Here is a 21,348-nt window from a genome sequence, read left to right as displayed (position 1 = left end):
CAATCCACTGGAACACGGCCAGGGCGAGACGTGCGCCGCAACGTAGGATGATCTGGTGACAAAAGCCGACCTGAACAAGCGACCCGAGCAAGTGTCGTCGATGTTCGACCGTGTTTCCAAGAAATACGACGAGACGAACGACATCTTGAGCATGGGCAACGCAGCGCGTTGGCGCGTGCAGACGCGGCACGCCATCGCCCCGCAGCCCGGCGAGAAGATCCTCGACGTCGCAGCGGGGACGGGCACTGTCAGCAAGGTCCTCGCCGACGCGGGCGCCAAGGTCACCGCTCTCGACTTCTCCGCGGGCATGATCGAGGAGGGCAAGCGCATCCACGGCGCGAACCCGAACATCGACTTCGTGCAGGGCGACGCGACCAAGCTCCCCTTCGACGACAACACCTTCGACGCGTCGACCGTGAGCTTCGGCCTGCGCAACGTGCAGCAGCCGAAGATCGCGCTCCAGGAGATGCTGCGCGTCACGAAGCCGGGCGGGCGCCTCGTCATCGCCGAGTTCTCGACGCCGCCGCAGGCCCTCATCCGCACGGGATACCGCGCCTACATGCAGATCGCGATGCCGACCATCGTGAAGCTCGTGAGCAGCGACCCTGAGGCCTACACCTACCTGAACGAGTCGATCATCGCCTGGCCGGCGCAGCGTGAGCTGGCGTCCTGGCTGCGCGAGGCGGGCTTCGAGCGGGTCAAGTACCGCAACCTCACCGCTGGTGTCGTGGCCCTGCACAAGGGATTCGTCCCGCTCGCCGACTCCGGCAGCATCCCGAGCTAGGGAGCGGCGCGCCAGCAGGAATCCGGCAGGGCGCCGGCCTGAACCCCCAACCAAGTTCGCCCGAAGGTCCCCTTCGAGCGGAGAACCTGAACCACCAGGAGACATGAGCGTGGAGCTCCCCAAGACCGAACAGCGCCGGAAGGCGCGAAGCACCGTGGTGCCGGGCGGAACCGACGACCTCTTCGACGGTCCGAACTCCGACGTGCTGCGCGAGCGCCTCGACGCCGGATTGGCCGCGGTCGAGACTCGTCTCCGCGCCGAAGTCCAGTACGCCGACGAGATCGCCGACGTCACCGCCCGCTACCTCCTCAACGCCGGCGGCAAGCGCCTGCGCCCCATGCTCACCGTGCTCGCCTCGCAGTTCGGTGACACCCCCGGGTCGGACGAGGTCATCACCGCGGCTGCCGCGGTCGAGCTCACCCACCTCGCCTCGCTGTACCACGACGACGTCATGGACGAGGCGGAGCTGCGTCGAGGCGTCGCCGCGGCGCACCTGCAGTGGGGCAACTCCATCGCGATCCTCGCCGGCGACCTGCTGTTCGCCCGCTCGAGCCTCCTCTTCTCGGAGCTCGGCCTGCGCGCCGTGCGCCTGCAGGCGACGATCTTCGAGCGGCTCGTGCTCGGCCAGATGCGCGAGACGACGGGGCCGGCCGCGGATGTGGACCGCATCGACCACTACGTCGGGGTCCTCGCGGACAAGACCGGCTCCCTCATCTCCGCTGCAGCCCAGTTCGGCGCGATCGTGTCCGGTGCACCGGAGTCCGTCGTGTCGGCGCTCGCCGAGTACGGTGAGCGGGTCGGCGTGGCCTTCCAGCTCGCCGACGACGTCATCGACCTGCAGCAGAACCCGGACGCGACGGGGAAGCTGGCCGGCACGGACCTGCGAGCCGGCGTCGAGACGCTGCCCGTGCTGCTGCTCGAGCGCCAGGCCGCGACCGACGAGGCGAGCCGCGACCTGCTGGAACGCATCCGGTCCAGGGTCGCCGGCGTCAACGAGCAGCCGGAGGAGACTCGCGCGAGCGAGGAGGAGATCTCAGGCATCATCCGCGAGCTCCGCGAGCACCGCGTGACGCAGCTGACGGTCGACGAGGCCCAGAACTGGGTGACGCTCGCCGTCGAAGCGCTGCGGCCGGTCAAGGCCGGCCCCGCGAAGAACGCCCTCGAGCGCTTCGCCGCAGAGGTCGTCAGCCGCGACCGCTGACCGAGCCGTCCACGAGACAGCTCACCCCCTGACCCCTTTTCTGGAGGACATGTGACCACGCTCCGCCTTGCCATCGTCGGCGCAGGACCCGCCGGGATCTACGCGGCAGACATCCTGCAGAAGATGGAGCGGCAGTTCGATCTCTCGATCGACCTGTTCGACAAGCTGCCGGCGCCGTACGGTCTCGTCCGGTACGGCGTGGCCCCGGACCACCCGCGCATCAAGGGCATCATCAACGCCCTCCGCGAGGTGCTCGAGTCTGGTGTCATGCGGGTCTTCGGTGGGGTCGAGTTCGGCAAGGACATCACGCTCGACGACCTCAAGCAGCATTACCACGCGGTGATCTTCTCGACCGGAGCCATCCGCGACGCCTCCCTCGACATTCCCGGCATCGAGGCCGACGGCAGCTTCGGCGCAGCCGACTTCGTGAACTGGTACGACGGGCACCCCGACGTGCCGCGCACCTGGCCGCTCGAGGCGCGGGAGATCGCCGTGATCGGGAACGGCAACGTCGCGCTCGACGTGGCCCGCATGCTCGCGAAGCACCCCAAGGACCTCCTGTCCACCGAGGTGCCGCAGAACGTCGTCGACGGGCTCGAGTCGAGCCCCGTGACGGATGTGCACGTGTTCGGGCGTCGGGGGCCCGCGCAGGTGAAGTTCACGCCCCTGGAGCTGCGCGAGCTCGGTGAGATCCCTGACGTCGACATCATCGTCGACGAGGACGACTTCGACCGTGACCCAGCCGCGGCCGAGCTTGCGAAGACCAACAAGCAGCTCATGGTCATCGGCCGGATCATGGGCAAGTGGCGCGGCGAGCGTGAGCTCACCGCATCGCGGCGCCTGCACCTTCACTTCTACTCGAAGCCGGATGCGGTGCTCACCGAGGAGGGCCCAGAGGGTGAGCGTGTGCGCGCGATCCGCATCGAGCGCACGGAGCCCGACGCCGAGGGTGGCGTGCGGGGTACTGGCGAGTTCATCGAGTACCCGGTGCAGGCCGTCTACCGGGCCATCGGGTACTTCGGCTCGCCGCTTCCCGGGGTTCCCTTCGACGAGCACCACGGCGTCATCCCGAACCACGAGGGTCAGGTGTGGGACGACGACAACCAGCAGGTGAACGGCATGTACGCGACCGGGTGGATCAAGCGCGGCCCCATCGGCCTCATCGGGCACACGAAGTCGGATGCGCTCGAGACCGTCACGCACCTCGTTGCCGACCAGGGCAACTGGTGGACTCCGGCCGACCCGAGCGAAGCCTCCATCATCCAACTCCTCGAGTCACGTGATGTGCGGTTCACTGACCTCGAGGGGTGGCGTCGTCTGGATGCGCACGAGCTCGCGCTCGGCGAGGCGGCTGGTCGCGAGCGGATCAAAGTCGTGGACCGCGAGGAGATGACGCGGATTTCCCGCGGCGAATAGGGCTTCCGCCATCTCTTGACAAAGAGGGGAGTTCTCCCCATCGCGGAACGACGGTTCACCTCGTACGCTCGAAGTACGCGCAGAGAGCGGAAGAAATTCCCGGGCCTGAATCGGTCCGGGGCACCGACTTCAGCCGGCGGTTGAGCCGCGTCGCATTGGTCGTTCTGACCGCGGCGCGAAACTGGGGGAGCTCGCCGTCGGCTGAAGACCCTTTCTGATCGTTCGGGCGGCCTCGATCGAGAAGTGCGACCTCGAGTGGGTTCCTACTGGATGACGCTCGTCAGGCGTGCGACGTTGTCGAGCGCTCGCGTCAGGATCGGTCGCTGCCGCCACTCCTCGAGGGTGAGCTCGTAGCTGCGCTGCCGGTACCCGTTCTCGACCTCGCGCATCCGGTTCACGAACTCCTCGCCGTGCACCATGAGCATGAGCTCGGCGTTGAGGGTGAAGGAGCGCATGTCCATGTTGCTGGAGCCGATGAGGGTGACGGAGTCGTCGAAGGTGATGTGCTTCGAGTGGAGGATGTACGGGCGCCGGTACAGAATGATCTTCACTCCGGCCCGGAGGAGCGCCTCGTAGTAGGAGCGCTGTGCGTGGAAGACGAAGAACTGGTCGGCGATCTCCCCGACGAAGAGCTCGACGCTCACTCCTCGCTGCACGGCCGTGGTGATGGCGTACATGAGCGAGTCGTCGGGCACGAAGTAGGGGCTGACGATGACGATGCGCTCTCTCGCCGCGTAGAGCAGCTGATTGAAGAGGCGGAGGTTGTTCTCGTTCTCGTAGCCTGGCCCGCTCGGCACGAGCTGGCATGGGAAGACGTCTTCCTGGTCGCCCGCTTCGATCTCTGCTTCCGCTTCGTCGGGCTCGGGGGTGACGGGGTCGTTCTCGAAGACGTCGGTGAGCAGCTCCTCCGTCTCCGCGTACCAGTCGGAGATGAAGACGGCGTTGACTCCCGTCACCATGGGGCCCTCCATGCGGAGCATGAGGTCTTTCCACCTGAGGGAGTCGGTGCCGGGCTTGGGGCCACGGTGGTAGTCGCGGGAGATGAGGTTCTGCGAGCCGAGGTAGGCGGTGCGTCCGTCGACGACGAGGAGCTTGCGATGGTTGCGGAGGTCGACGCGCTGCATGCCGCCCTCCCACGGGTACAGCGACAGCATGCGGTGCCAGTCGGCGCCGATCTCGGTGAGCCGCTGCTTCATCTTCTTGTAGCCCCGGTACCGCATCGAGCCGATGTGGTCGAAGAGCACCCGCACCTTCACGTCACGTTGCACGGCACGTTCGAGGGCGTCGAAGAAGGGGGCGGTGGCGTCGTCGTGGCTCATGGCGTAGAAGAGCACGTTGACGTAGCTCTCCGCCTGGTCGATCTCCCGAGCCATGCGCCTGATGGAGCGGTTGTAGCTGCCGTGGAGCTCGAGGCGGTTGCCGTCGGCGAGGGGGATCGCGGTGAGGTGCTCACCGAGCTTCGTGACCTGCTCGAACCAGGAGGGGTGCGTGATGGCGCGCTCCGCCGGGGCGATCTGGTCGGTGGCATCGCGGATGATGCCGTCGACCTGCGCCTGCATGCGTCGCCGCCTCGTCGGCAGCTGGTTGGTGCCGAACAGGAAGAACAGGATCACCCCGGCGTAGGGGATGAGGACGATCGTGATGATCCAGGCGAGCGCTGTCGTGGGCCGTCGGTTGCGGGGGATGACCACTACTGCCGTGACGATGATGAGCACGTAGATGGTGGCCACGAGCCCGAACCAGAACCCGGTCAGACCGAGTTCTGGGTACCACGGCATGAGCGCCCCGACGGTCGTGCTCGGGTCGTAGCCGGCGCGGCCGCCTGCGACCCCGGGTGGCACTAGCGGCGGTTGACGAACTGGAGGTCGACCTCGACGTCGGCGGCCTTGAGCAGTGCCATGGTGGCCTGCAGGTCGTCGCGGCTCTTCGAGGAGACGCGGAGCTCGTCGCCCTGGATCTGCGCCTTGACGCCCTTGGGGCCCTCGTCGCGGATGAGCTTGGTGAGCTTCTTCGCGCTCGGCTGGTCGATGCCCTCCTTGAGGGAGGCCTCGATGCGGTACTCCTTGCCGGAGGCGTAGGGCTCACCGACATCGAGCGTCTTCAGCGAGAAGCCGCGCTTGATGAACTTGGTCTGCAGGACATCGAGCACCGCCTTCACGCGCTCTTCACTGGAGGCCTTGAGGAGGAGCTTCTCGCCAGACCAATCGACCGAGGCGCCGACGCCCTTGAAGTCGTAGCGCGTCTCGAGCTCCTTCTGCGCTTGGTTGACGGCGTTGTCCGCCTCCATCTTGTCGACCTTGTTAACGACGTCAAACGAGGAATCTGCCATGCCGTCCATGGTAGCGAGGCCCGCCGACAATCTCGCGAGCGTGGCGGTTCGTCGGGTCGTTTCGACAAACCGGGTGGAAGTCGGTAGTCTCTAGCCTGCACGTTTGCGCTTCGCGCTGTGCACTGGCGAGTTACCCAAGCGGCCAAAGGGATCTGACTGTAAATCAGACTGCTCAGCATTCGGGGGTTCGAATCCCTCACTCGCCACGAACACCATGACGCGAGACATCTTCGAGATGTCTCGCGTCATTTGCGTCTCCGGGATCATCCCCAGCCCCATCCCCGCCCCTACCCCCGCCGCCGAGGGCTGACTTGTGGTCGCTTCCGGGCGGTGTTGACGACCACAACTCAGCTTTCGGCGGCGGCGGCGGCGGGGGCAGGGGCGGGGGTAGCGCGTCGACGGCGCACCTTCGTTGCCGGGGCCTCGCTCGGCAGTCGCGCCTCGAGGAGCGGCATGGACTCGATGCGGCCCCGTTCGACGTGAGCGGCCGTCAGCAGCTCTGCCACGTCGGCTTGACCCGCCACGATCGCGTCGACGATCTCTCGGTGCTCGACCCACATCGCGGCGGTGTCGCGCTGCGGTGTGAGGCGGAAGAGCCAGCGCACGCGTCCGCTCATAAGCTTCGTGACCCGGCGCAGGAGCGCGTGGTCGGCGAGCGCGATGATCTCCTCGTGCAGGTCGGAGTTGCGCGTCGAAGGCGGTGCGTCCGACTGGGCGTCGGACGTCGACCCGTCGTGTGCAGACTGCAGGGCCGCCAGCATCGGGCCGACGTCGGCGCCGGCCTGCGCCCGCCTGGCGGCGAAGGCGGAGGCCATCGGCTCGAGCTGTCGGCGCAGGTCGAACACCTCCATCGCATCGGTGACGGTGAGGATGTGCACGACGGCGCCACGCCGCGGCTGCGAGGTGATGAACCCCTCGGACTCGAGGATCGGCAGGGCCTCCCGAACGGGGATGCGCGACACCTCGAGTCGCTCCGCGATCTCGCGCTCGTTGAGTTTCGACCCCATAGCGAGCTCGCCCGTGATGATCTGCTCGCGGAGGGCGTGCGCGATGCGTGCTGGGGTCGGCTCGAGGCTCATGGGGACCATTCTGGCACGGTCACAAACCGGCTTTTGGAATGCCAATAGCCACCTAAAACGACTCTGAGGGTGCCCAATCGCGGTTTTGGTATGCAAACGTGACGCCAGGGTAAGAACTGTGTGACGAGCGTGTTACTTCGTGCCGAAGCGCGCAGGAGGTCGCATAGCGTCGCCGACGTGCTCCCGTTTATCGCCCGCCGACTGGCCCTCGCCGTCGCCACCGTGCTCGCCGTGGTGACCATCGCTTTCGCGCTCGGCCGCGCCACCGGTGAGCCCGGTGCGCTGCTCCTGCCCGACAACGCGACGCAGGCCGAGGTCGATGCGCTCAACACCGCGCTCGGCTTCGACCGCCCCCTCATCGTGCAATATCTCGACACCATCGCCGGTCTTTTCACCGGCGACTTCGGCAGCTCGTACCGGCTGCACGAGTCAGCGCTCGGACTTGTCCTCGAGCGGGTTCCCGCCACACTCGAGCTGGCCTTCTGGGCCTTCGTCATCGGACTCGGGCTCGCCGTCGCGGCTGCGCTGGCCATCCAGCTCACCGGCAGCCGGACGCTGCGCGCCGTGGTGGGGTGGGCCGGCGCCGTGCGCCAGTCGGTGCCGGACTTCTTCTTCGCGCTGCTCCTGGTGCTCGTCTTCTCGGTGCTGCTCGGCGCGCTGCCCTCGCTCGGGCGAAACAGCTACGCCAGCCTCGTGCTGCCAGTGCTCACGCTCGCCACTGGCCAGTTCGTCATGTACCTGCGCCTGCTCGACTCATCCCTCAGCGAGCAGGCCGGTCAGGACTACGTGCGCACCGCCATCGCGCAGGGTCAACGCCGCTCGACGGTGCTGTTCACCCGCATGCTGCCGAACGCGGCGCTGCCCGTGCTCGGCATGGCGGGACTCAACCTCGGGGGGCTGCTCGGCGGCACCGTGGTGGTCGAGGTCGTGTTCGCATGGCCGGGGCTCGGCCAGCTCCTCACCACGGCAGTGAGCCAGCGTGACTTCCCGATCGTCCAAGCCGGCCTCGTCTTCGTCGCGCTTGCCTTTGTCATCGTCAACACCGCGGTGGACGTGCTCGTCCGCCGAATCGACACGAGGACGGCCGCAGCATGACCGCTCAGCTCACCCCCATCACCCCCATCACCCCCGTCACCCCAGTTACGTCGGCCACGCCGGTGCCGCGTCGCCTGCGCCTGCGCCCCGGCGCCGTCGTCGGCGCGATCATGATCGGCGCCGTGCTGCTCCTCACGGCCATCGTGCCGATGCTGCCCGGCTTCGACCCGATGGGGCAGGACCTGCGCGCCGCGATGCTGCCGCCGTTCACCGATCCGGCGCATCCGCTCGGCACCGACGCCCTCGGCCGGGACCTCCTCGACCGCATCGCGCTCGCCTCCGCGGTGACGCTCGGCATGACCGTGCTCATCGTGGTGATGAACGCCCTCATCGGCAGCACCGTCGGCATCCTCGCCGGCTACTTCGGCGGGCGTCTCGAAGCGCTCGTGACGCTGCTCAGCAACGTGACGCTGGCCATGCCCGTCGTCCTTCTGCTCATTGCCATCTGCGCCGTCCTGCGTCCGAGCGCGGGGCTCACGATCCTGGTGCTCGGCTGCACCTGGTGGGTCGGCTACGCACGGGTCACGCGCAACGTCGCTGCCTCGCTGCGACGCCAGGACTTCGTCGTCTCGCCACTGACCCAGGGCGGCGACACCATCTGGGTGCTCACCCGCCACATCGTCCCCAACATCTGGCCGCACACGCTCATCATCGCCGCCACCGACCTCGCCACGATCGTGCTCATCACCTCCTCGCTCGAGTACCTCGGCCTCGGCGTGCAGCCCCCGGTGCCGAGCTGGGGCGGCATGATCTTCGACGGCCAGCGCCACCTCGGCAGCGACCCCTGGCTGTCGCTCCTCCCAGGAATCGTCATGCTCCTCGCCGTCGGCGGAGTGCAGTTCCTGAGCCAGCAGTTCACAGCAGAGACCCGCGGCTCGCTGCTGCGGAAGGGAGGCATGCGATGAATCCGGTACTGCGCATCGAGGACCTGCGTATCGAGACGACAGGCGAGGCGCCACGCACGCTCGTCGACGGCGTCACGCTCCAGGTCGACCGCGGCGAATCGCTCGGAGTGGTCGGGGAGTCCGGTTCGGGCAAGAGCCTGACCGTGCTCGCCGCGCTCGGCCTGCTCCCCGCTGGCACCCGCATCGCCGCCGGCCGCATCCTGCTCGACGACACGGTGCTCGTCGACACGGAGGCCGATATCTGGATGCGCGAGCGCGAGCTGCGCGGTCTGCGCGGACGCACGGCCGCGATGGTGTTCCAGGACCCCATGTCCTCGCTCGACCCGCTCCGCGCGGTCGGCGCGCAGGTCGCAGCAGCGGTGCGGGTGCACCAGCCCATGAGCCGACGGGCGGCCCGCGACCGCGCCGTTGAGCTGCTGACCGCGGTCGGCGTGCGGGAGGCTGCCGAGCGTGCCGCCGCCCGACCCCACCAGTGGTCCGGTGGCATGCGCCAGCGAGCCATGATCGCGATGGCGATCGCCCACGACCCGCTCCTCCTCATCGCCGACGAGCCCACCACCGCCCTCGACGTGACGGTGCAGGCGCAGGTCATGGACCTGCTCGCCGAAGTGCGCGAGCGCACCGGTTCGGCGCTCGTGCTCATCACCCACGACCTCGGCCTGGTCGCCGAGAACAGCGACCGGCTCGCCGTCATGCACCACGGCCGGGTCGTGGAGACCGGTGTAACACGAGCTGTGCTCGACAACCCCGCCGAGGACTACACCAAGCGCCTCATGGCGGCCATCCCCGCCGAGAGCGAGCGCGCCGCGAGCGCCGTGTGCCCCGGCGAGCCGGACGCGCTGGTCGCCGACGGCGTCGTGGTCGAGTACCGCGTGCACGGCCGAAGGCAGCCAGTGCGGGCAGTGGACGGCGTCTCGCTGCGGATCGCGGCAGGCGAGACGGTCGCCGTCGTCGGGGAATCGGGATGCGGCAAGTCGTCGCTGGCCAAGGCCGTGCTCGGCGTGCAACCCGCCGCCGCAGGCAGCATCGAGCTCGGCGGGGTCGCAGTCCACAACGAGCTCGCGGCGCGCAGTGCGGCGGAGCGGGAACGCGCGCAGATCGTCTTCCAGGACCCGTACTCGGCCCTCGACCCGCGCTTGACCGTGCACGACCTCGTGGCCGAGCCTCTGCGCATCCGGCACGCCTACGACCGAGGGACCGTGACCCGCCTGCTCGCCGATGTCGGCCTCGACGAGCAGCACGGCGCCCGCCTCCCTGCTCAGCTCTCCGGGGGCCAGCGCCAGCGCGTGGGCATCGCACGCGCCCTGGCGCTGCGCCCTCGGCTGCTTGTGCTCGACGAGCCCGTCTCGGCCCTCGACGTGTCGATCCAGGCGCAGGTGCTCGAGCTGCTCGACGCACTCCAGCGCGAGCACGGGCTCGGCTACCTCTTCATCTCACATGACCTCGGCGTCGTGCGGAGCATCGCCGACCGCGTGGTCGTGATGCAGGAGGGGCGGATCGTCGAGGAGGCCTCGACCGCCGAGATCTTCACCTCCCCCAAGCACCCGTTCACCCGACAGCTCCTCGACGCCGTGCCCCGCCTCGACGGGGCGCGCCGCGGAGCGCATCCGCTTCCCGTCTCCTGACCCACCGACCCCCCCCGAACTGAGGAACTCCATGCCCAAGCACGCCCTCCGACGTCGCCTCCTCGCGACCGGTGCATTCGCCGCCACCGGCACCCTCCTGCTCACCAGCTGCGCAGGTGGCTTCGAACCCACCAGCGCCGAAGGCGAGACCCCCACCAAGATCGTCGCCGCCATCCCCACCGACCCGAGCTCCATGGACCCGATCCGCTCGGGAGCCCTCGTCGTGCTCTCGGTGTTCTTCCACACCTTCGACCAGCTCGTCGCGATCACCGCCGAGGGCGAGCTCGCACCGAAGCTCGCCACCGAATGGACCTCCAACGACGACCTCACGCAGTGGGACTTCACCCTGCGCGAGGGTGTCACCGCCAGCAACGGCGAGGCCATCACCGCCGAAGACGTCGCTTTCTCCTACCAGACGATCCTCGACGACCCGACCGGCGAGAACTTCGCCTACCTCAGCTCCGTCGCGTCGGTCGAGGCCGTCGACGAGCTCACCGTGCGCTTCACCCTCAACTCGCCGTTCTCGGCGTTCCCGCGCAACACCTCGCTCATCTCGATCGTGCCCGCCGACACCTACCAGGAAGTGGGCGCCGACGCCTTCGCCCAGGACCCCATCGGGTCCGGTCCCTACGTCTTCGACAGCATCCAGACCGGCGTCTCCTACGACCTCGCCCGCAATGACGACTACTGGGGCGAGGCTCCCGCCATCGAGCAGATCTCGCTGCAACCCGTCTCCTCCGACGAATCACGCGTCAACGGGGTGCTCTCCGGCAGCCTCGATGTCGCGCCGATCGGACCCACGCAGGTCTCCTCGGTCGACGGGCAGGGCTCCGCGCAGGTGTTCTCCGCCCTGTCGAACGGCGTCGTCTTCCTCGGCGTCAACTCCACCAGCGGAGTGCTCACCGACGTGCGCATCCGCGAGGCCATCGCCCTGGCCATCGACAAGGAAGCCATCACCGGCGGGCTGCTCGGCGGCCTCGCCGAACCCGCCAGCGCCATGCTCGCGCCAGCCGTCGAAGGCTACAGTGACGACGTGACTGACCCCGGCTACGACCAGGAGCGGGCTCGCGAGCTCCTCGCGGAAGCCGGCTACGCGGGCGAGTCGATCCCCTTCGACTACGCGACCGACGGACGCATCCCCCTCTCCTCGGAGGTCGCGCAGACCATCCAGGCGTCGCTCGCCGAGGTCGGCATAACCGTCGAGCTCCGCGGTGCAGATCAGCAGGCCCACACGCTGAAGGTCCGCAGCAAGGAGATGCAGGGCATCTACCTCAACACCTGGGCGCCCTCGACGGTCGACGGCGACCTCCCGCTGACCGACTTCTACGAGACCGCAGGGAACAACAACTACGCGCAGGACCCGCGCACCGCCGAGCTCGCGGCCGAACAGCGGGCCGTCACGGGCGAGGAACGCCTCGACGTCTTCGCCGAGCTCCTCAACTACAGCAACGAACAGGGATACTTCGTGCCGCTCTACGTGCCAATGAACAACTACGCAGCAGACCCCGACCTCGACTGGACGCCCCGCGCGGACGGCCTGTTCGACTTCACCCAGACGAGCTTCCGTTGAGCGCCGCGCTGATCCGCGACGCCCGCCCCTGGGGTGGGGAGCCAGCCGACGTCCGGCTGCAGGATGGCAGGATCGCCGCCTTCCTGCCGACCGGCACGCCACCGGAGCCGGGTGAGACGGTGATCGAGGGTCGCGGTCGCATCCTGCTGCCCTCCTTCGCCGACGTGCACGTGCACCTCGACTCCACGCGCATCGGCCTGCCGTTCCGCCCGCACACCGGCAGCCCCGGCGTCTGGGGGATGATGCTCAACGACCGCGTCAACTGGCGCGAGGCCGAGGCGTCCATGGAAGAGCGGACGAGCGGCACGCTGGCGCGCATGATCGCCCACGGCACGACAAGCGCACGCAGCTACGCGCAGGTCGACGTGGATGCGGGACTCGAGCGGCTCGAGGCGGTGCTCGCCGCCAAGCAGCGGCACCGCGAACGCGCCACCGTGGAGGTGATCGCCTTCCCCCAGGCGGGTCTGCTCCGCGAGGAAGGCTCCTTCGAGCTGCTCGAGGAGGCCATGCGCTCCGGCGCCGACGTGGTCGGCGGCATCGACCCGTGCCAGCTCGACCGCGACCCCGCCAAGCACCTCGATCTGGTCTTCGGGCTCGCCGAGCGCTACGACGCCCCCATCGACATCCACCTGCACGAGCCCGATCAGCTGGCTCGCTTCTCCGCCGAGCTCATCGTGGAGCGCACCCGTGCGCTCGGCATGACCGGACGAGTGACCATCTCCCACGGCTACGGCCTCGGCGAGCTGCCGCGCGAGCAGCTCGTCCCGCTTGTCGAGCAGTTCGCAGAGCTCGACATCTCCTGGGCGACCATTGCACCGGCCAAGCCCCTGCCGACGCTCCTGCTGGCGGAGCACGGCATCCGTCTCGGCCTCGGCCAGGACGGGCAGCGGGACTACTGGTCGCCGTACGGCAACGCCGACATGCTGGATCGCACCTGGCAGTTGGCCTTCACGAACGGCTTCCGTCGCGACGCGGACATCGAGCACTGCATCGCCATCGCCACCGTCGGCGGACGCTCCGTGCTCGGCACCGCGCCAGCGCTGCAGGGCGCGCTCGACCGGCCGGGCGTGGCCGTCGGCGACCCCGCCGACCTGCAGCTCATCGAGGGGGAGACCGTGACCAGCGCGATCATGGACCGCCTCCCCGATCGCACCGTGCTCTTCGGCGGGGTGGTCGTGGCAGACGCGCTCGAACTCGTGGGCACCGCGTGATCGTGCTCACCGCCTCGCAGCTGGAGCCGCTGGTCGACCGGCCGGCCACCGAGCGTGCCGTGGCGAAGATCTTCTCCGAGATCGCGCGAGGCAGCGCCGACCAGCCGCCGCCCACCTCCATGAAGACGGAGGCTGGCACCGGCCGCTACGTGCTCATGTCGGCACTGTCGGAGGCCACCGGCACCGCCGCGGTGAAGCTGCTCGCCGACGTCCCCGACAACGCGGCGCGGGGGCTGCCGACGCAGCGTTCGATGATCACCGTGCTCGACCGCGAGCTGGGAGCCCCGGTCGCACTGCTGCACGGCGGGGTGCCGACCCGGGTGCGCACGGCAGCCGCGAGTGCCGTCGCCACGCGGGCCCTGGCCCGCGACGACAGCCGCGTCCTCGGCCTGGTCGGCGCTGGCGGGCTCGCGCGGGAGCACGTCGAAGCGCTGCGAGGCGTGCGCGACTGGGATCGCCTCGTCATCTGGTCGCGCACCAGAGCGCGGGCCGTCGCGCTCGCGGAGTCGCTCGAATGGTCGGGGGCGATCGAGGTCGTCGACTCGTGCGAGCGCGTCTTCGGGGTGGCGGACACGGTGTGCACGCTCACTCCATCGGTCAGCCCCATCGTGCGAGGTGAGTGGCTGCGCCCCGGGCAGCATCTCAACGTCGTCGGTGCCAGGCCGCGAGCCGACGAGCGCGAGGTGGATGCGCTGACCATGTCGCGATCGTCCGTGTGGGTCGACGACCTGGCGACGGCGCGCACGAAATCGGGCGATCTCATGCTCGCGGTCGCGGAGGGTGCGCTCAGCCTCGACGACCTCGTCGGAACCCTCGGCGAGGTGCTGGCTGGGCTACGGCCTGGGCGGACGAGCGCCGACGAGATCACGTTGTTCGACTCCGTCGGCATCGGCGCTCAGGACCTCGCCATCGCCGACCTCCTGGTGCGTGAAGCCCGCGTTCGGGGTGTTGGGATCGAACTCGATCTCAACGGCTGAGGGTCGGCCGGGCTCGGCTATCGGGCTCCGGCCATCACGGTCGCGTGCCAGGCATCCAGGAGGCGCGCGACCGTGCGGGTCTGCTCCCAGGGCATGGCGCGCGACTCGAGCCGCCCGTCCCTGAGGGCGCGCGAGACCGCATCCGCCTCGGCCGCGAACGGGTGGACCTGCGCCACCTCGATCGTGTCCCGCTGCCCGTCGTGGAAGTGGTCGAGGGTCTTCGGCGAGTGGTTCCGGTCGCCGAACGCGTTCTCGAGCGTGATCCAGCCCCCGTCCCCGACGATGTCGGCCCGCTTGGACAGCTGGGTGTCGATGGAGCAGTCGACGTAGGCGGTGAAGTCCACCGCCGCCAGCCTGGCCGAGGCGTACACGTCGACGCCTCTCTCGACCCGTCCGTGCGCGGCCTCGAGGGCCAGGTCCTCGAGCGCGACGCCAGCTGCAGCGGCCGCCGCGACCGCGAAGGAGACGGGGTAGCCGCCGACGTCGAAGATCGCCCCGCCTGCTAGCGCCGGGTCGAACAGCCGGCCGTCGCTGCCGCCCGCTGCGAAGCCGAACTCTGCGCGCACCTGCATCGGGGCAGCGACCTGCCGCCATGTCAGGCGCCGACCGATCGCGCGAGCGAGCGGACTGAAGCGATGCTTGTACGCCTCGACGACGGGCAGGCCCGCGCGCTCGGCGGCGGCGAGGACACGCTCGGTCTCGGCGGCGCTCGGTGCGAGCGGCTTCTCGCAGAGCACGGCCTTGCCCGCCTCGAGCGCCGCGATCGCGAGCTCGGCATGGGTCGTATGCACCGTGGCGACGTAGACGGCATCGACATCGTCGCGCGCCAGGACGTCCGCGTAGGTGCCAGAGACCTCCGCGCCATAGCGCGCCGCGAAGACCGCCGCGCGGGCAGGGTCGCGACTCGCGACCGCTAGCAGCTCGCCGTGCTCGGAGCTGGGAAGCCACTTCGCGAACGACTCCGCGATCGCGCCCGGTCCGAGGATCGCCCACCTGGTCTTCTGCATGACGCGAAACTATCGGAGCCGGCTCGCACTCATCCACAGCCCGACCGCGAACGTCGCGTTTGGCGGTAGGTTCTGGATGCAGCGGTGCAGGGGCGGGGCCCCGATGGGAGTCCAGGAAGGGGCGGCGACGTGGCCGAGCCGAGACAGCAGGTGGTCGCCGTCGACCTCTCCAAGCGCGACCTGACGCTCGACCTCGCGCGCGTGTTCTGCGTGCTGCTCGTGGTCCTCATCCACCTCCTCATGGTCGGAATCGGTGTGGATGCGACCGGGCAGCTGGTCGCGTCCCGTCCGCTCGAGGCCCAGCCCTGGTTCGCGCTCGCCACCTGGGCCGGGCAGATCATGCCGCTCTTCTTCTTCGTCGTCGGAGGCTTCGCGTCGATCACGGCCTGGCGAAGTGCCGTGCGGCGGGGCTCCACGCCGGCGGACTACGTGCGCTCGCGGGTGCTCAGGCTGGCCCAGCCGGCGCTGCCCCTGTACGCCTTCTTCCTCGTCGGCATCGGTGCGGCCACGCTCGCAGGACTCGACCCGGCGCTCGTCGACCTGGCGGCATCCGGCGCCGGCACACCCCTGTGGTTCCTCGCCGCGTACACGCTGTGCCAGGCAGTCGTGCCGTGGATGGCGGGCTGGCACGCCCGCGCCCCGCGGAGCACCCTGGGCGTCCTGCTCGCCGGCGTGATCGCGGTCGACGCGGCCCGCTTCGCGACTGGCGTTCCCGAGGTGGGCCTCCTCAACCTGTTCTTCGTGTGGGTGCTCGTGCAGCAGCTGGGATTCTGGTTCGCCGACGGGTGGCTCGACCGGCGGCGCCCGCTCACCCTCCTGGCCATCGCCGTCCTGGCGTACGCGTCGCTCGCACCGCTCACGACACTCGGGCCCTACTCGCCGGACATGCTCTTCAACCTCAACCCGGCGACGCTGCCGCTTGTGGTGCTCGCCGTCGCGCAGGCATGCATCCTGGGTCTCCTGCGGCCCGCGCTGGCGAGACTCATGCAGACGTCGGGCGCGCGCGCGGTCGTGTTCCTCGTCGGGTCTCGGCTCATGACGGTCTACCTGTGGCACCTGCCCGTGATCCTGCTCGTCTCAGGTCTCGCGCTCCTCATCCCGGGCGGGGCACCCGAGCCTGGCTCCACGGCGTGGTGGTGGAGCCGCATCCCGTACTTCCTCGTCGTGCTCGTCTCGGTCTACGGACTGTCGTTCATCGTGGGGCGGTGGGAGACCCCGCGGGAGGTGGGGCGCACCCCGCCGGGGCGGGTGGTCGCGGTGGCCGTGGTCTGCGCCTTCACGCCGTCGTTCCTCGTGCTGCAGTTCCTCATGGACCTGCCCCTCGCCGCGACCGGCACGGTGCTGCTGAGCGCGGCCATCCTGCTGCTCGGGCGTTGGCCGTCACGCGCGCCTGTGCATCGGCCGAGGGGAACCTGACGGTTCGCCATCACCGCTCGTGGACACGGCGATCGACCCGCCAGACTTGGCGCACAGCTCTCGACGAGGACCGGAGACGACCGTGACCGCACCGAAGCAAGGCGAAGACCCCGTCAGCAGCTACCGGCCCCGCCTCGTGCCGTGGGCCCTCGGCATCGCGATCGGCATTGCGATCGGCGTCGTGATCTCCGTCATTCTCTCGATGAGCGCGGGGTTCACGATCGCGTTCCTCTTCATGGGCGTCGCGATCGGCGTCGGCTTCGCGATCGCCCTGCAGGCCGCGTTCGACGACATGGCGCGCAAGAGGAAGTAGGCGTCAGATCGTGGCGGCGAGGGCCAGCGTCGCGAGCGGGACGATGATCGCGACGCCGACCAGCCCGAGGGCCACGAAGCGGAGCCACGAGATCGTCACGTCGAGCGCCACGAGACGCTCGTGCCAGAGCAGCGTCGCGAGCGACGCCCAAGGGGTGACGAGCGGGCCGAGGTTGACCCCGATGAGCAGCGCGACCAGGCGAGCCGGGCTGTCGGCCACCGGCTCGAGTGCCAGGTAGGCGGGCAGGTTGTTGATGCCATTGGCGCTCGCGGCACCGATCGCGGAGAGCTGCAGGAGGCTCAGCGGGTCGTCCCCGCTTCCCGAGACCGCGGCGAGCAGCTCGCTCAGGCCGTGCGCGTGGGCCGCCTCCACCAGCACGAACAGCGAGCCGGCGATGCCCAGCGCCTGCCACGGCACGAGCCCGAAGCGCAGCGCTCCGCGGCGGCGGACGGCGAAGGCGACGATGAGCAGCAGCGCGGCGGCTCCCGCCGGGATCGCCACCTCGACGCCGGTGACGAGCGCCGGGAGGAGCAGCGCGGTGACCACGGCGGCGAAGATCAGGAGCGGCCGGTCCTGGATGCTCGTCGGGGTCGGCATCCGGTAGCGGCGGTCGAGCTCTCTCCGGAACACGAACGACAGGATGGCGGCGCTCGCGAGCACGCCCACGAGTGCAGGGGCCCACGTGATCGCAAGGAACTGCAGGGGCCCGCCCTCGAAGGAGCGGGCAGCGAGCAGGCTCGTGAGGTTCGAGACCGGGAGGAAGAGGGAGGCCGTATTCGCGAGCCACACCGTCGCGAGCGCGAACGGGATGGGCGAGACGCCGACGTGCACGGCGAGCAGGACGACGACGGGCGTCACGAGCACGGCGGTCGTGTCGAGCGAGAGGAAGGCGGTGCTGACGGTGGCGAGCAGCAGGACGAGCATCCACAGCAGCCAGAGGCGCCCTCGCCCGAGCTTCGCGAGACGGTCGGCGAGCACCGAGAAGACCCCGGCGTCGCTCGCGAGCTCCGCGACGATCGTGATGCCGACGACAAACGCGAGCACGGGCACCACACGCTCGCCCAGCTCCAGCAGCTCAGGGGCCGGGAGCACTCCGATGGCCGCGACGACGACCGCCGCGACGACAAGCACGGCGGTGGCGATGATGGGGGCGACGCGGGCGACGTGGGACTCAGCCATGGCTGAGCAAGCATAGGCCCGCGAAGGGCTTGCGATGTCGGAGTCCGCTCGTAGGATTCGAGCATGACCTCGAACGGGGATGTTCCTGCGCGGAGAGCGGCCGTCATCGTGAGCGGGCTGCGCGTCGAACGCGGGCGAGCGACGGTCTTCGATGGGCTCGACCTGTCCATCCCCAGCGGCCAGATCACAGGGCTCCTCGGGCCGTCCGGATGCGGGAAGACGACGCTCATGCGCGCCATCGTGGGCGTGCAGAAGACGGCAGGCGGCACCGTGACCGTGCTGGGTGAGCCCGCCGGCTCCCGGCAGCTTCGCTCGCGTGTCTCGTACGCGACGCAATCCGCATCCGTGTACGACGACCTGACCGTGGCGCAGAACCTCAGCTCCTTCGCGAGCATCCTCGGCAGCCGGCGAGCGGACGTGGCCGCCGTGATCGACCGGGTTGGGCTGAGAGGCCAGGCGAAACAGCGGGTGGAGTCGCTCAGCGGCGGGCAGAAGAATCGCGTCTCCCTCGCCGTCGCCATGCTGGGCGATCCCGAGGTGCTGGTGCTCGACGAGCCCACCGTCGGACTCGACCCCGTGCTGCGCGAGGAGCTGTGGGCCCTGTTCCGTTCACTCGCCGACGGAGGCGCAACGCTCCTGGTGAGCAGCCACGTCATGGATGAGGCGATGCGCTGCGACCGCCTCATCCTCATGCGCGACGGGCAGGTCGTCGCCGACACGACCCCGCCGGAACTGCTGCGAGCCACGGGGACAAGCGACGCGGACGCCGCCTTCCTCGCCCTCATCCAGCGCGACGATCACCGCGGACGCCACGCGGGTGCCGAGGAAGGCGCCGCATCATGAGCCCCCGGAGGACGCTGGCGACGGCAGGCCGTGTGCTGCGGCAGATCCGCCACGACCCCCGCTCGATCGCGCTCATGGTCGTCGCGCCCAGCCTCCTCGTGGGCCTGTTCTCCTGGCTGTTCTCCGAGCAGGACGGCGTGTTCCAGCGGCTCGGGCCTGCGATCCTGGCGCTGTTCCCGTTCATCATCATGTTCCTCGTCACGAGCATCACGACCCTCCGGGAGCGTCGTTCGGGCACGCTCGAGCGCCTCATGACGACGCCGCTCGCCAAGGGCGACTTCATCGTCGGCTACGCACTCGCCTTCGCCGTCGCCTCCGTCGTGCAGGCAGCCGTCACCGTCGCGTTCGCGGTTCTCGTGTGCGGCCTCACCGTCGAGGGGCCGCTCTGGCAGCTCGCACTCGTAGCAGTCGCGGATGCTCTGCTCGGCACCGCGCTGGGGCTCCTCGCGAGCGCATTCGCGCGCACCGAGTTCCAGGCTGTGCAGTTCATGCCGGTGCTCGTCATCCCGCAGATCCTGCTCGGCGGCATCCTGATGCCCCGCGAGCAGATGCCGGAGGCGCTGCAGGCGATCTCCGACTGGCTGCCGCTGAGCTACGGCATCGACGCGATCAACGCGGTCACTGCGGGCGACGCGGGCTGGGACCTCTGGGCGCCCATCCTCGTCGTCCTCGCCTTCGCATCCGGCGCGCTGGCGCTCGGCTCGCTCACGCTTCGCCGCCGCACGGCCTAACCCGCCTGGCCTGGCGCGGCGCGTCCGGTTCCGGCCCGGCCCCTCCGTCTTCGCTCCCGGATGCTCCGGGAGCGGGCGAGGCCGCCAGGGGAGTGCGGCTACTTCGCGGCGACGCTGTCGAGGTGCTCGCGCAGCGCGATGATGATGTCGTCACGCGTCGCGTTGCGCGCGTGTGCGAGCTCTTCGATGAGCCAGTCGAGGGTCATGTAGTTCGCGTGGAGCAGGTTCGAGAGCTCGATGTTGACCTTGACCTGGTTGGGGCCGCCGTCGGCGGGCTGCTCCGTATCCGGGTCCGTGTCAGCGTCGAGTCCCTGCCCCTGCTCGACCTTCACGACAAACGCGCCGACCTCGACGAGGCGCTCGTACGCGAGTGCCGCCGCGTCCGGAGAGACCTCCGTGACGGAGACGGCGTCGAGCAGCACGTGCGCTGCTTCTCGACTGGTTGCTGGAGTGGACATGCAACGAGGATAGGCGTGCACTTCGCGCAGACAGTCAGGGTCCATCCATGCAAGGCACAATCGGGGGCATGAGCAGCAAACCCACAGCGAAGACCCGGCCGACCTCGGACGCGCCTGTCGTCGTCGTCGGAGATGCCATCGTGACCGAGCTGCGGGAGACCGAGGCGCGCGGCGGGCTCACGAGCCGCAGCTACGTGGGCGGCTCAGCGCTCAACGTGGCGATGGCGCTCGCCCGCCTCGGCGTGCCCATCGCGCTCATCGCCAGCATCGGCGACGACCCGGACGGGCTGCGCATCCGCGACCACCTCCACAGGTGCGGCATCCAGTTCGCTCCGTCCGTCTCGCTCGCCGGAACCGGGCGAGCCGTCGGCGAGTCCGCTGATGGGGAGCCCCTCTACACGTTCGACGACGCCGCGAGGGCGCGGCGCATCCGCTTCGACGACGAGCAGGTCGCCCTCATCCGGGCCGCGCCGTTTGTCGCGATCTCCGGCTTCGCGTTCGATGACAAGAAGCAGCACCGGCGCCTGCTCGAGGCGGTCATCCGGCCACAGGAGCGGCTGCTCCTCGACCCCAATCCCCGGCTCGGGCTCGTGGAGGACGCGGGCGCCTTCCTCGACAACTTCGAACGGCACGTGTCGAGTGCTCTCTTCGCGCACCTGTCCGACAACGACGCCGACCTGCTCTTCGACGCGCCCCTCGACGAAGCGACCAGCGACATGCTCGACCTCGGCGCGACCCACGTGCTCGCGACCGAGGGCACGCGCGGCGGCCGCTGGGTGAACCGGGCCGGCATCGACGTCGCCGAGCCGATCGTCGACCTGCCCGGCGACATCGTCGACACCATGGGTGCGGGTGATGCGGTGTTCGCGACGGCTGTCGCGTCGATCGCGCAGGGCGGCATCCCGCACGATGTGGCGGATGCGCGGCGCATCCTGCAGCGCGCCATGACGGTCGCCGCCGCGACGGTCCGCGTCACGGGCAGCTTCCTCGCGGCCGACGACGACCTGCCGCCCGCCGCCGACGCGTAGCCGCGCCGCCCGCCGCCTGCGCGCCCCTGCCGTTTCGGGATGGGAAAGTCGCTTCGTGCTGGAGAAGTTCCTGCAACGAAGTGACTTTTCCATCCCGAGTTGGGGGCTTTGGGGTGGCTCGGCTCGTCCGGTGTCGGCTCGTGTCGGGACGGACCTCGGGCCGACCTCTTCGGGTTCGGGA

Annotated in this window: 20 protein-coding genes and 1 tRNA gene; 15 read left to right on the top strand and 6 right to left on the bottom strand. The window is 69.5% G+C overall.

Going from position 1 to position 21,348, the window contains the following annotated elements:
• Nucleotides 1-55: 55 nt before the first annotated feature.
• The 3 genes from ITJ67_RS05605 (at nt 56) to ITJ67_RS05595 (ending at nt 3,401) form a co-directional block, all read left to right on the top strand.
• Entirely contained in the window at nt 56-784 is a 729-nt protein-coding gene (locus ITJ67_RS05605; RefSeq protein ID WP_194677026.1) for a class I SAM-dependent methyltransferase, read from the top strand.
• A gap of 103 nt (nt 785-887) precedes the next feature.
• Entirely contained in the window at nt 888-1,985 is a 1,098-nt protein-coding gene (locus tag ITJ67_RS05600) for a polyprenyl synthetase family protein (RefSeq protein WP_194677025.1), read from the top strand.
• Nucleotides 1,986-2,036: 51 nt separating this feature from the next.
• A complete protein-coding gene (locus ITJ67_RS05595) occupies nt 2,037-3,401 on the top strand; it encodes an FAD-dependent oxidoreductase (RefSeq protein ID WP_160072975.1) in 1,365 nt (454 codons plus the stop codon).
• A 263-nt stretch (nt 3,402-3,664) separates the two neighbouring features.
• On the opposite strand, the gene cls is transcribed toward ITJ67_RS05595, so the two are convergent.
• Together cls and ITJ67_RS05585 are read right to left on the bottom strand one after the other, a co-directional pair.
• A complete protein-coding gene (gene cls, locus ITJ67_RS05590; RefSeq protein ID WP_194677099.1) occupies nt 3,665-5,179 on the bottom strand; it encodes a cardiolipin synthase in 1,515 nt (504 codons plus the stop codon).
• A 62-nt stretch (nt 5,180-5,241) separates the two neighbouring features.
• Nucleotides 5,242-5,730 carry a YajQ family cyclic di-GMP-binding protein gene (locus tag ITJ67_RS05585; RefSeq protein WP_104307651.1) on the bottom strand — a complete coding sequence of 163 codons (489 nt, stop codon included), beginning with the start codon at nt 5,728-5,730 and terminating at the stop codon, nt 5,242-5,244.
• A 124-nt stretch (nt 5,731-5,854) separates the two neighbouring features.
• Here ITJ67_RS05585 and ITJ67_RS05580 point away from each other — a divergent pair.
• Nucleotides 5,855-5,936: transfer RNA gene (locus ITJ67_RS05580), tRNA-Tyr, on the top strand.
• Nucleotides 5,937-6,077: 141 nt separating this feature from the next.
• Here the strand turns inward: ITJ67_RS05580 and ITJ67_RS05575 are convergent.
• Nucleotides 6,078-6,809 (bottom strand): GntR family transcriptional regulator, encoded by a 732-nt coding sequence (locus ITJ67_RS05575; RefSeq protein ID WP_194677024.1) that lies wholly within the window; start codon nt 6,807-6,809, stop codon nt 6,078-6,080.
• Between the two features lie 177 nt (nt 6,810-6,986).
• Between ITJ67_RS05575 and ITJ67_RS05570 the strand changes: the two genes are divergently transcribed.
• The 6 genes from ITJ67_RS05570 to ITJ67_RS05545 are packed head-to-tail and all read left to right on the top strand — an operon-like array spanning nt 6,987 to nt 14,192.
• Nucleotides 6,987-7,904: an ABC transporter permease gene (locus ITJ67_RS05570; protein WP_160074943.1), complete on the top strand. Its 918-nt coding sequence runs from the start codon at nt 6,987-6,989 to the stop codon at nt 7,902-7,904.
• A complete protein-coding gene (locus ITJ67_RS05565; protein ID WP_194677023.1) occupies nt 7,901-8,809 on the top strand; it encodes an ABC transporter permease in 909 nt (302 codons plus the stop codon). Before ITJ67_RS05570 ends, ITJ67_RS05565 begins: the two co-directional genes overlap by 4 nt.
• Nucleotides 8,806-10,434, top strand: coding sequence for a dipeptide ABC transporter ATP-binding protein (locus ITJ67_RS05560; RefSeq protein ID WP_194677022.1), 1,629 nt, complete (start codon nt 8,806-8,808; stop codon nt 10,432-10,434). The genes ITJ67_RS05565 and ITJ67_RS05560 overlap by 4 nt, the downstream gene beginning before the upstream one ends.
• Nucleotides 10,435-10,465: 31 nt before the next feature.
• Entirely contained in the window at nt 10,466-12,004 is a 1,539-nt protein-coding gene (locus ITJ67_RS05555; protein ID WP_160074937.1) for an ABC transporter substrate-binding protein, read from the top strand.
• Nucleotides 12,001-13,215, top strand: coding sequence for an amidohydrolase family protein (locus ITJ67_RS05550; protein ID WP_228502363.1), 1,215 nt, complete (start codon nt 12,001-12,003; stop codon nt 13,213-13,215). Before ITJ67_RS05555 ends, ITJ67_RS05550 begins: the two co-directional genes overlap by 4 nt.
• Nucleotides 13,212-14,192 (top strand): ornithine cyclodeaminase family protein, encoded by a 981-nt coding sequence (locus ITJ67_RS05545; RefSeq protein ID WP_194677021.1) that lies wholly within the window; start codon nt 13,212-13,214, stop codon nt 14,190-14,192. Before ITJ67_RS05550 ends, ITJ67_RS05545 begins: the two co-directional genes overlap by 4 nt.
• 17 nt (nt 14,193-14,209) lie before the next feature.
• On the opposite strand, the gene ITJ67_RS05540 is transcribed toward ITJ67_RS05545, so the two are convergent.
• Complete coding sequence (locus ITJ67_RS05540) at nt 14,210-15,199, bottom strand: Gfo/Idh/MocA family protein (protein ID WP_160074933.1); 990 nt, start codon at nt 15,197-15,199, stop codon at nt 14,210-14,212.
• Nucleotides 15,200-15,328: 129 nt separating this feature from the next.
• Between ITJ67_RS05540 and ITJ67_RS05535 the strand changes: the two genes are divergently transcribed.
• Together ITJ67_RS05535 and ITJ67_RS05530 are read left to right on the top strand one after the other, a co-directional pair.
• Complete coding sequence (locus tag ITJ67_RS05535; protein WP_323741396.1) at nt 15,329-16,615, top strand: acyltransferase; 1,287 nt, start codon at nt 15,329-15,331, stop codon at nt 16,613-16,615.
• Nucleotides 16,616-16,697: 82 nt separating this feature from the next.
• Nucleotides 16,698-16,928 (top strand): hypothetical protein, encoded by a 231-nt coding sequence (locus ITJ67_RS05530; protein ID WP_160074931.1) that lies wholly within the window; start codon nt 16,698-16,700, stop codon nt 16,926-16,928.
• Nucleotides 16,929-16,931: 3 nt separating this feature from the next.
• Here ITJ67_RS05530 and ITJ67_RS05525 read toward each other — a convergent pair whose 3' ends face one another.
• Nucleotides 16,932-18,107, bottom strand: coding sequence for an SLC13 family permease (locus tag ITJ67_RS05525; RefSeq protein ID WP_194677020.1), 1,176 nt, complete (start codon nt 18,105-18,107; stop codon nt 16,932-16,934).
• Nucleotides 18,108-18,170: 63 nt separating this feature from the next.
• Here ITJ67_RS05525 and ITJ67_RS05520 point away from each other — a divergent pair, with 63 nt between their 5' ends.
• Both ITJ67_RS05520 and ITJ67_RS05515 read left to right on the top strand, forming a co-directional pair.
• Nucleotides 18,171-18,950, top strand: a complete 780-nt coding sequence (locus tag ITJ67_RS05520) for an ABC transporter ATP-binding protein (protein ID WP_160074927.1) — start codon at nt 18,171-18,173, stop codon at nt 18,948-18,950.
• Nucleotides 18,947-19,681 carry an ABC transporter permease gene (locus tag ITJ67_RS05515; protein ID WP_160074925.1) on the top strand — a complete coding sequence of 245 codons (735 nt, stop codon included), beginning with the start codon at nt 18,947-18,949 and terminating at the stop codon, nt 19,679-19,681. The genes ITJ67_RS05520 and ITJ67_RS05515 overlap by 4 nt, the downstream gene beginning before the upstream one ends.
• A 98-nt stretch (nt 19,682-19,779) precedes the next feature.
• Here ITJ67_RS05515 and ITJ67_RS05510 read toward each other — a convergent pair whose 3' ends face one another.
• Nucleotides 19,780-20,139, bottom strand: a complete 360-nt coding sequence (locus ITJ67_RS05510; protein WP_160074923.1) for a hypothetical protein — start codon at nt 20,137-20,139, stop codon at nt 19,780-19,782.
• Between the two features lie 68 nt (nt 20,140-20,207).
• Here ITJ67_RS05510 and ITJ67_RS05505 point away from each other — a divergent pair, with 68 nt between their 5' ends.
• Complete coding sequence (locus ITJ67_RS05505) at nt 20,208-21,167, top strand: carbohydrate kinase family protein (RefSeq protein ID WP_160074921.1); 960 nt, start codon at nt 20,208-20,210, stop codon at nt 21,165-21,167.
• Nucleotides 21,168-21,348 lie beyond the last annotated feature (181 nt).

This window comes from Pseudoclavibacter sp. VKM Ac-2867, from assembly GCF_015351275.1.
GTDB lineage: Bacteria > Actinomycetota > Actinomycetes > Actinomycetales > Microbacteriaceae > Pseudoclavibacter.
This window is presented reverse-complemented; position numbering and strand designations above follow the sequence as displayed.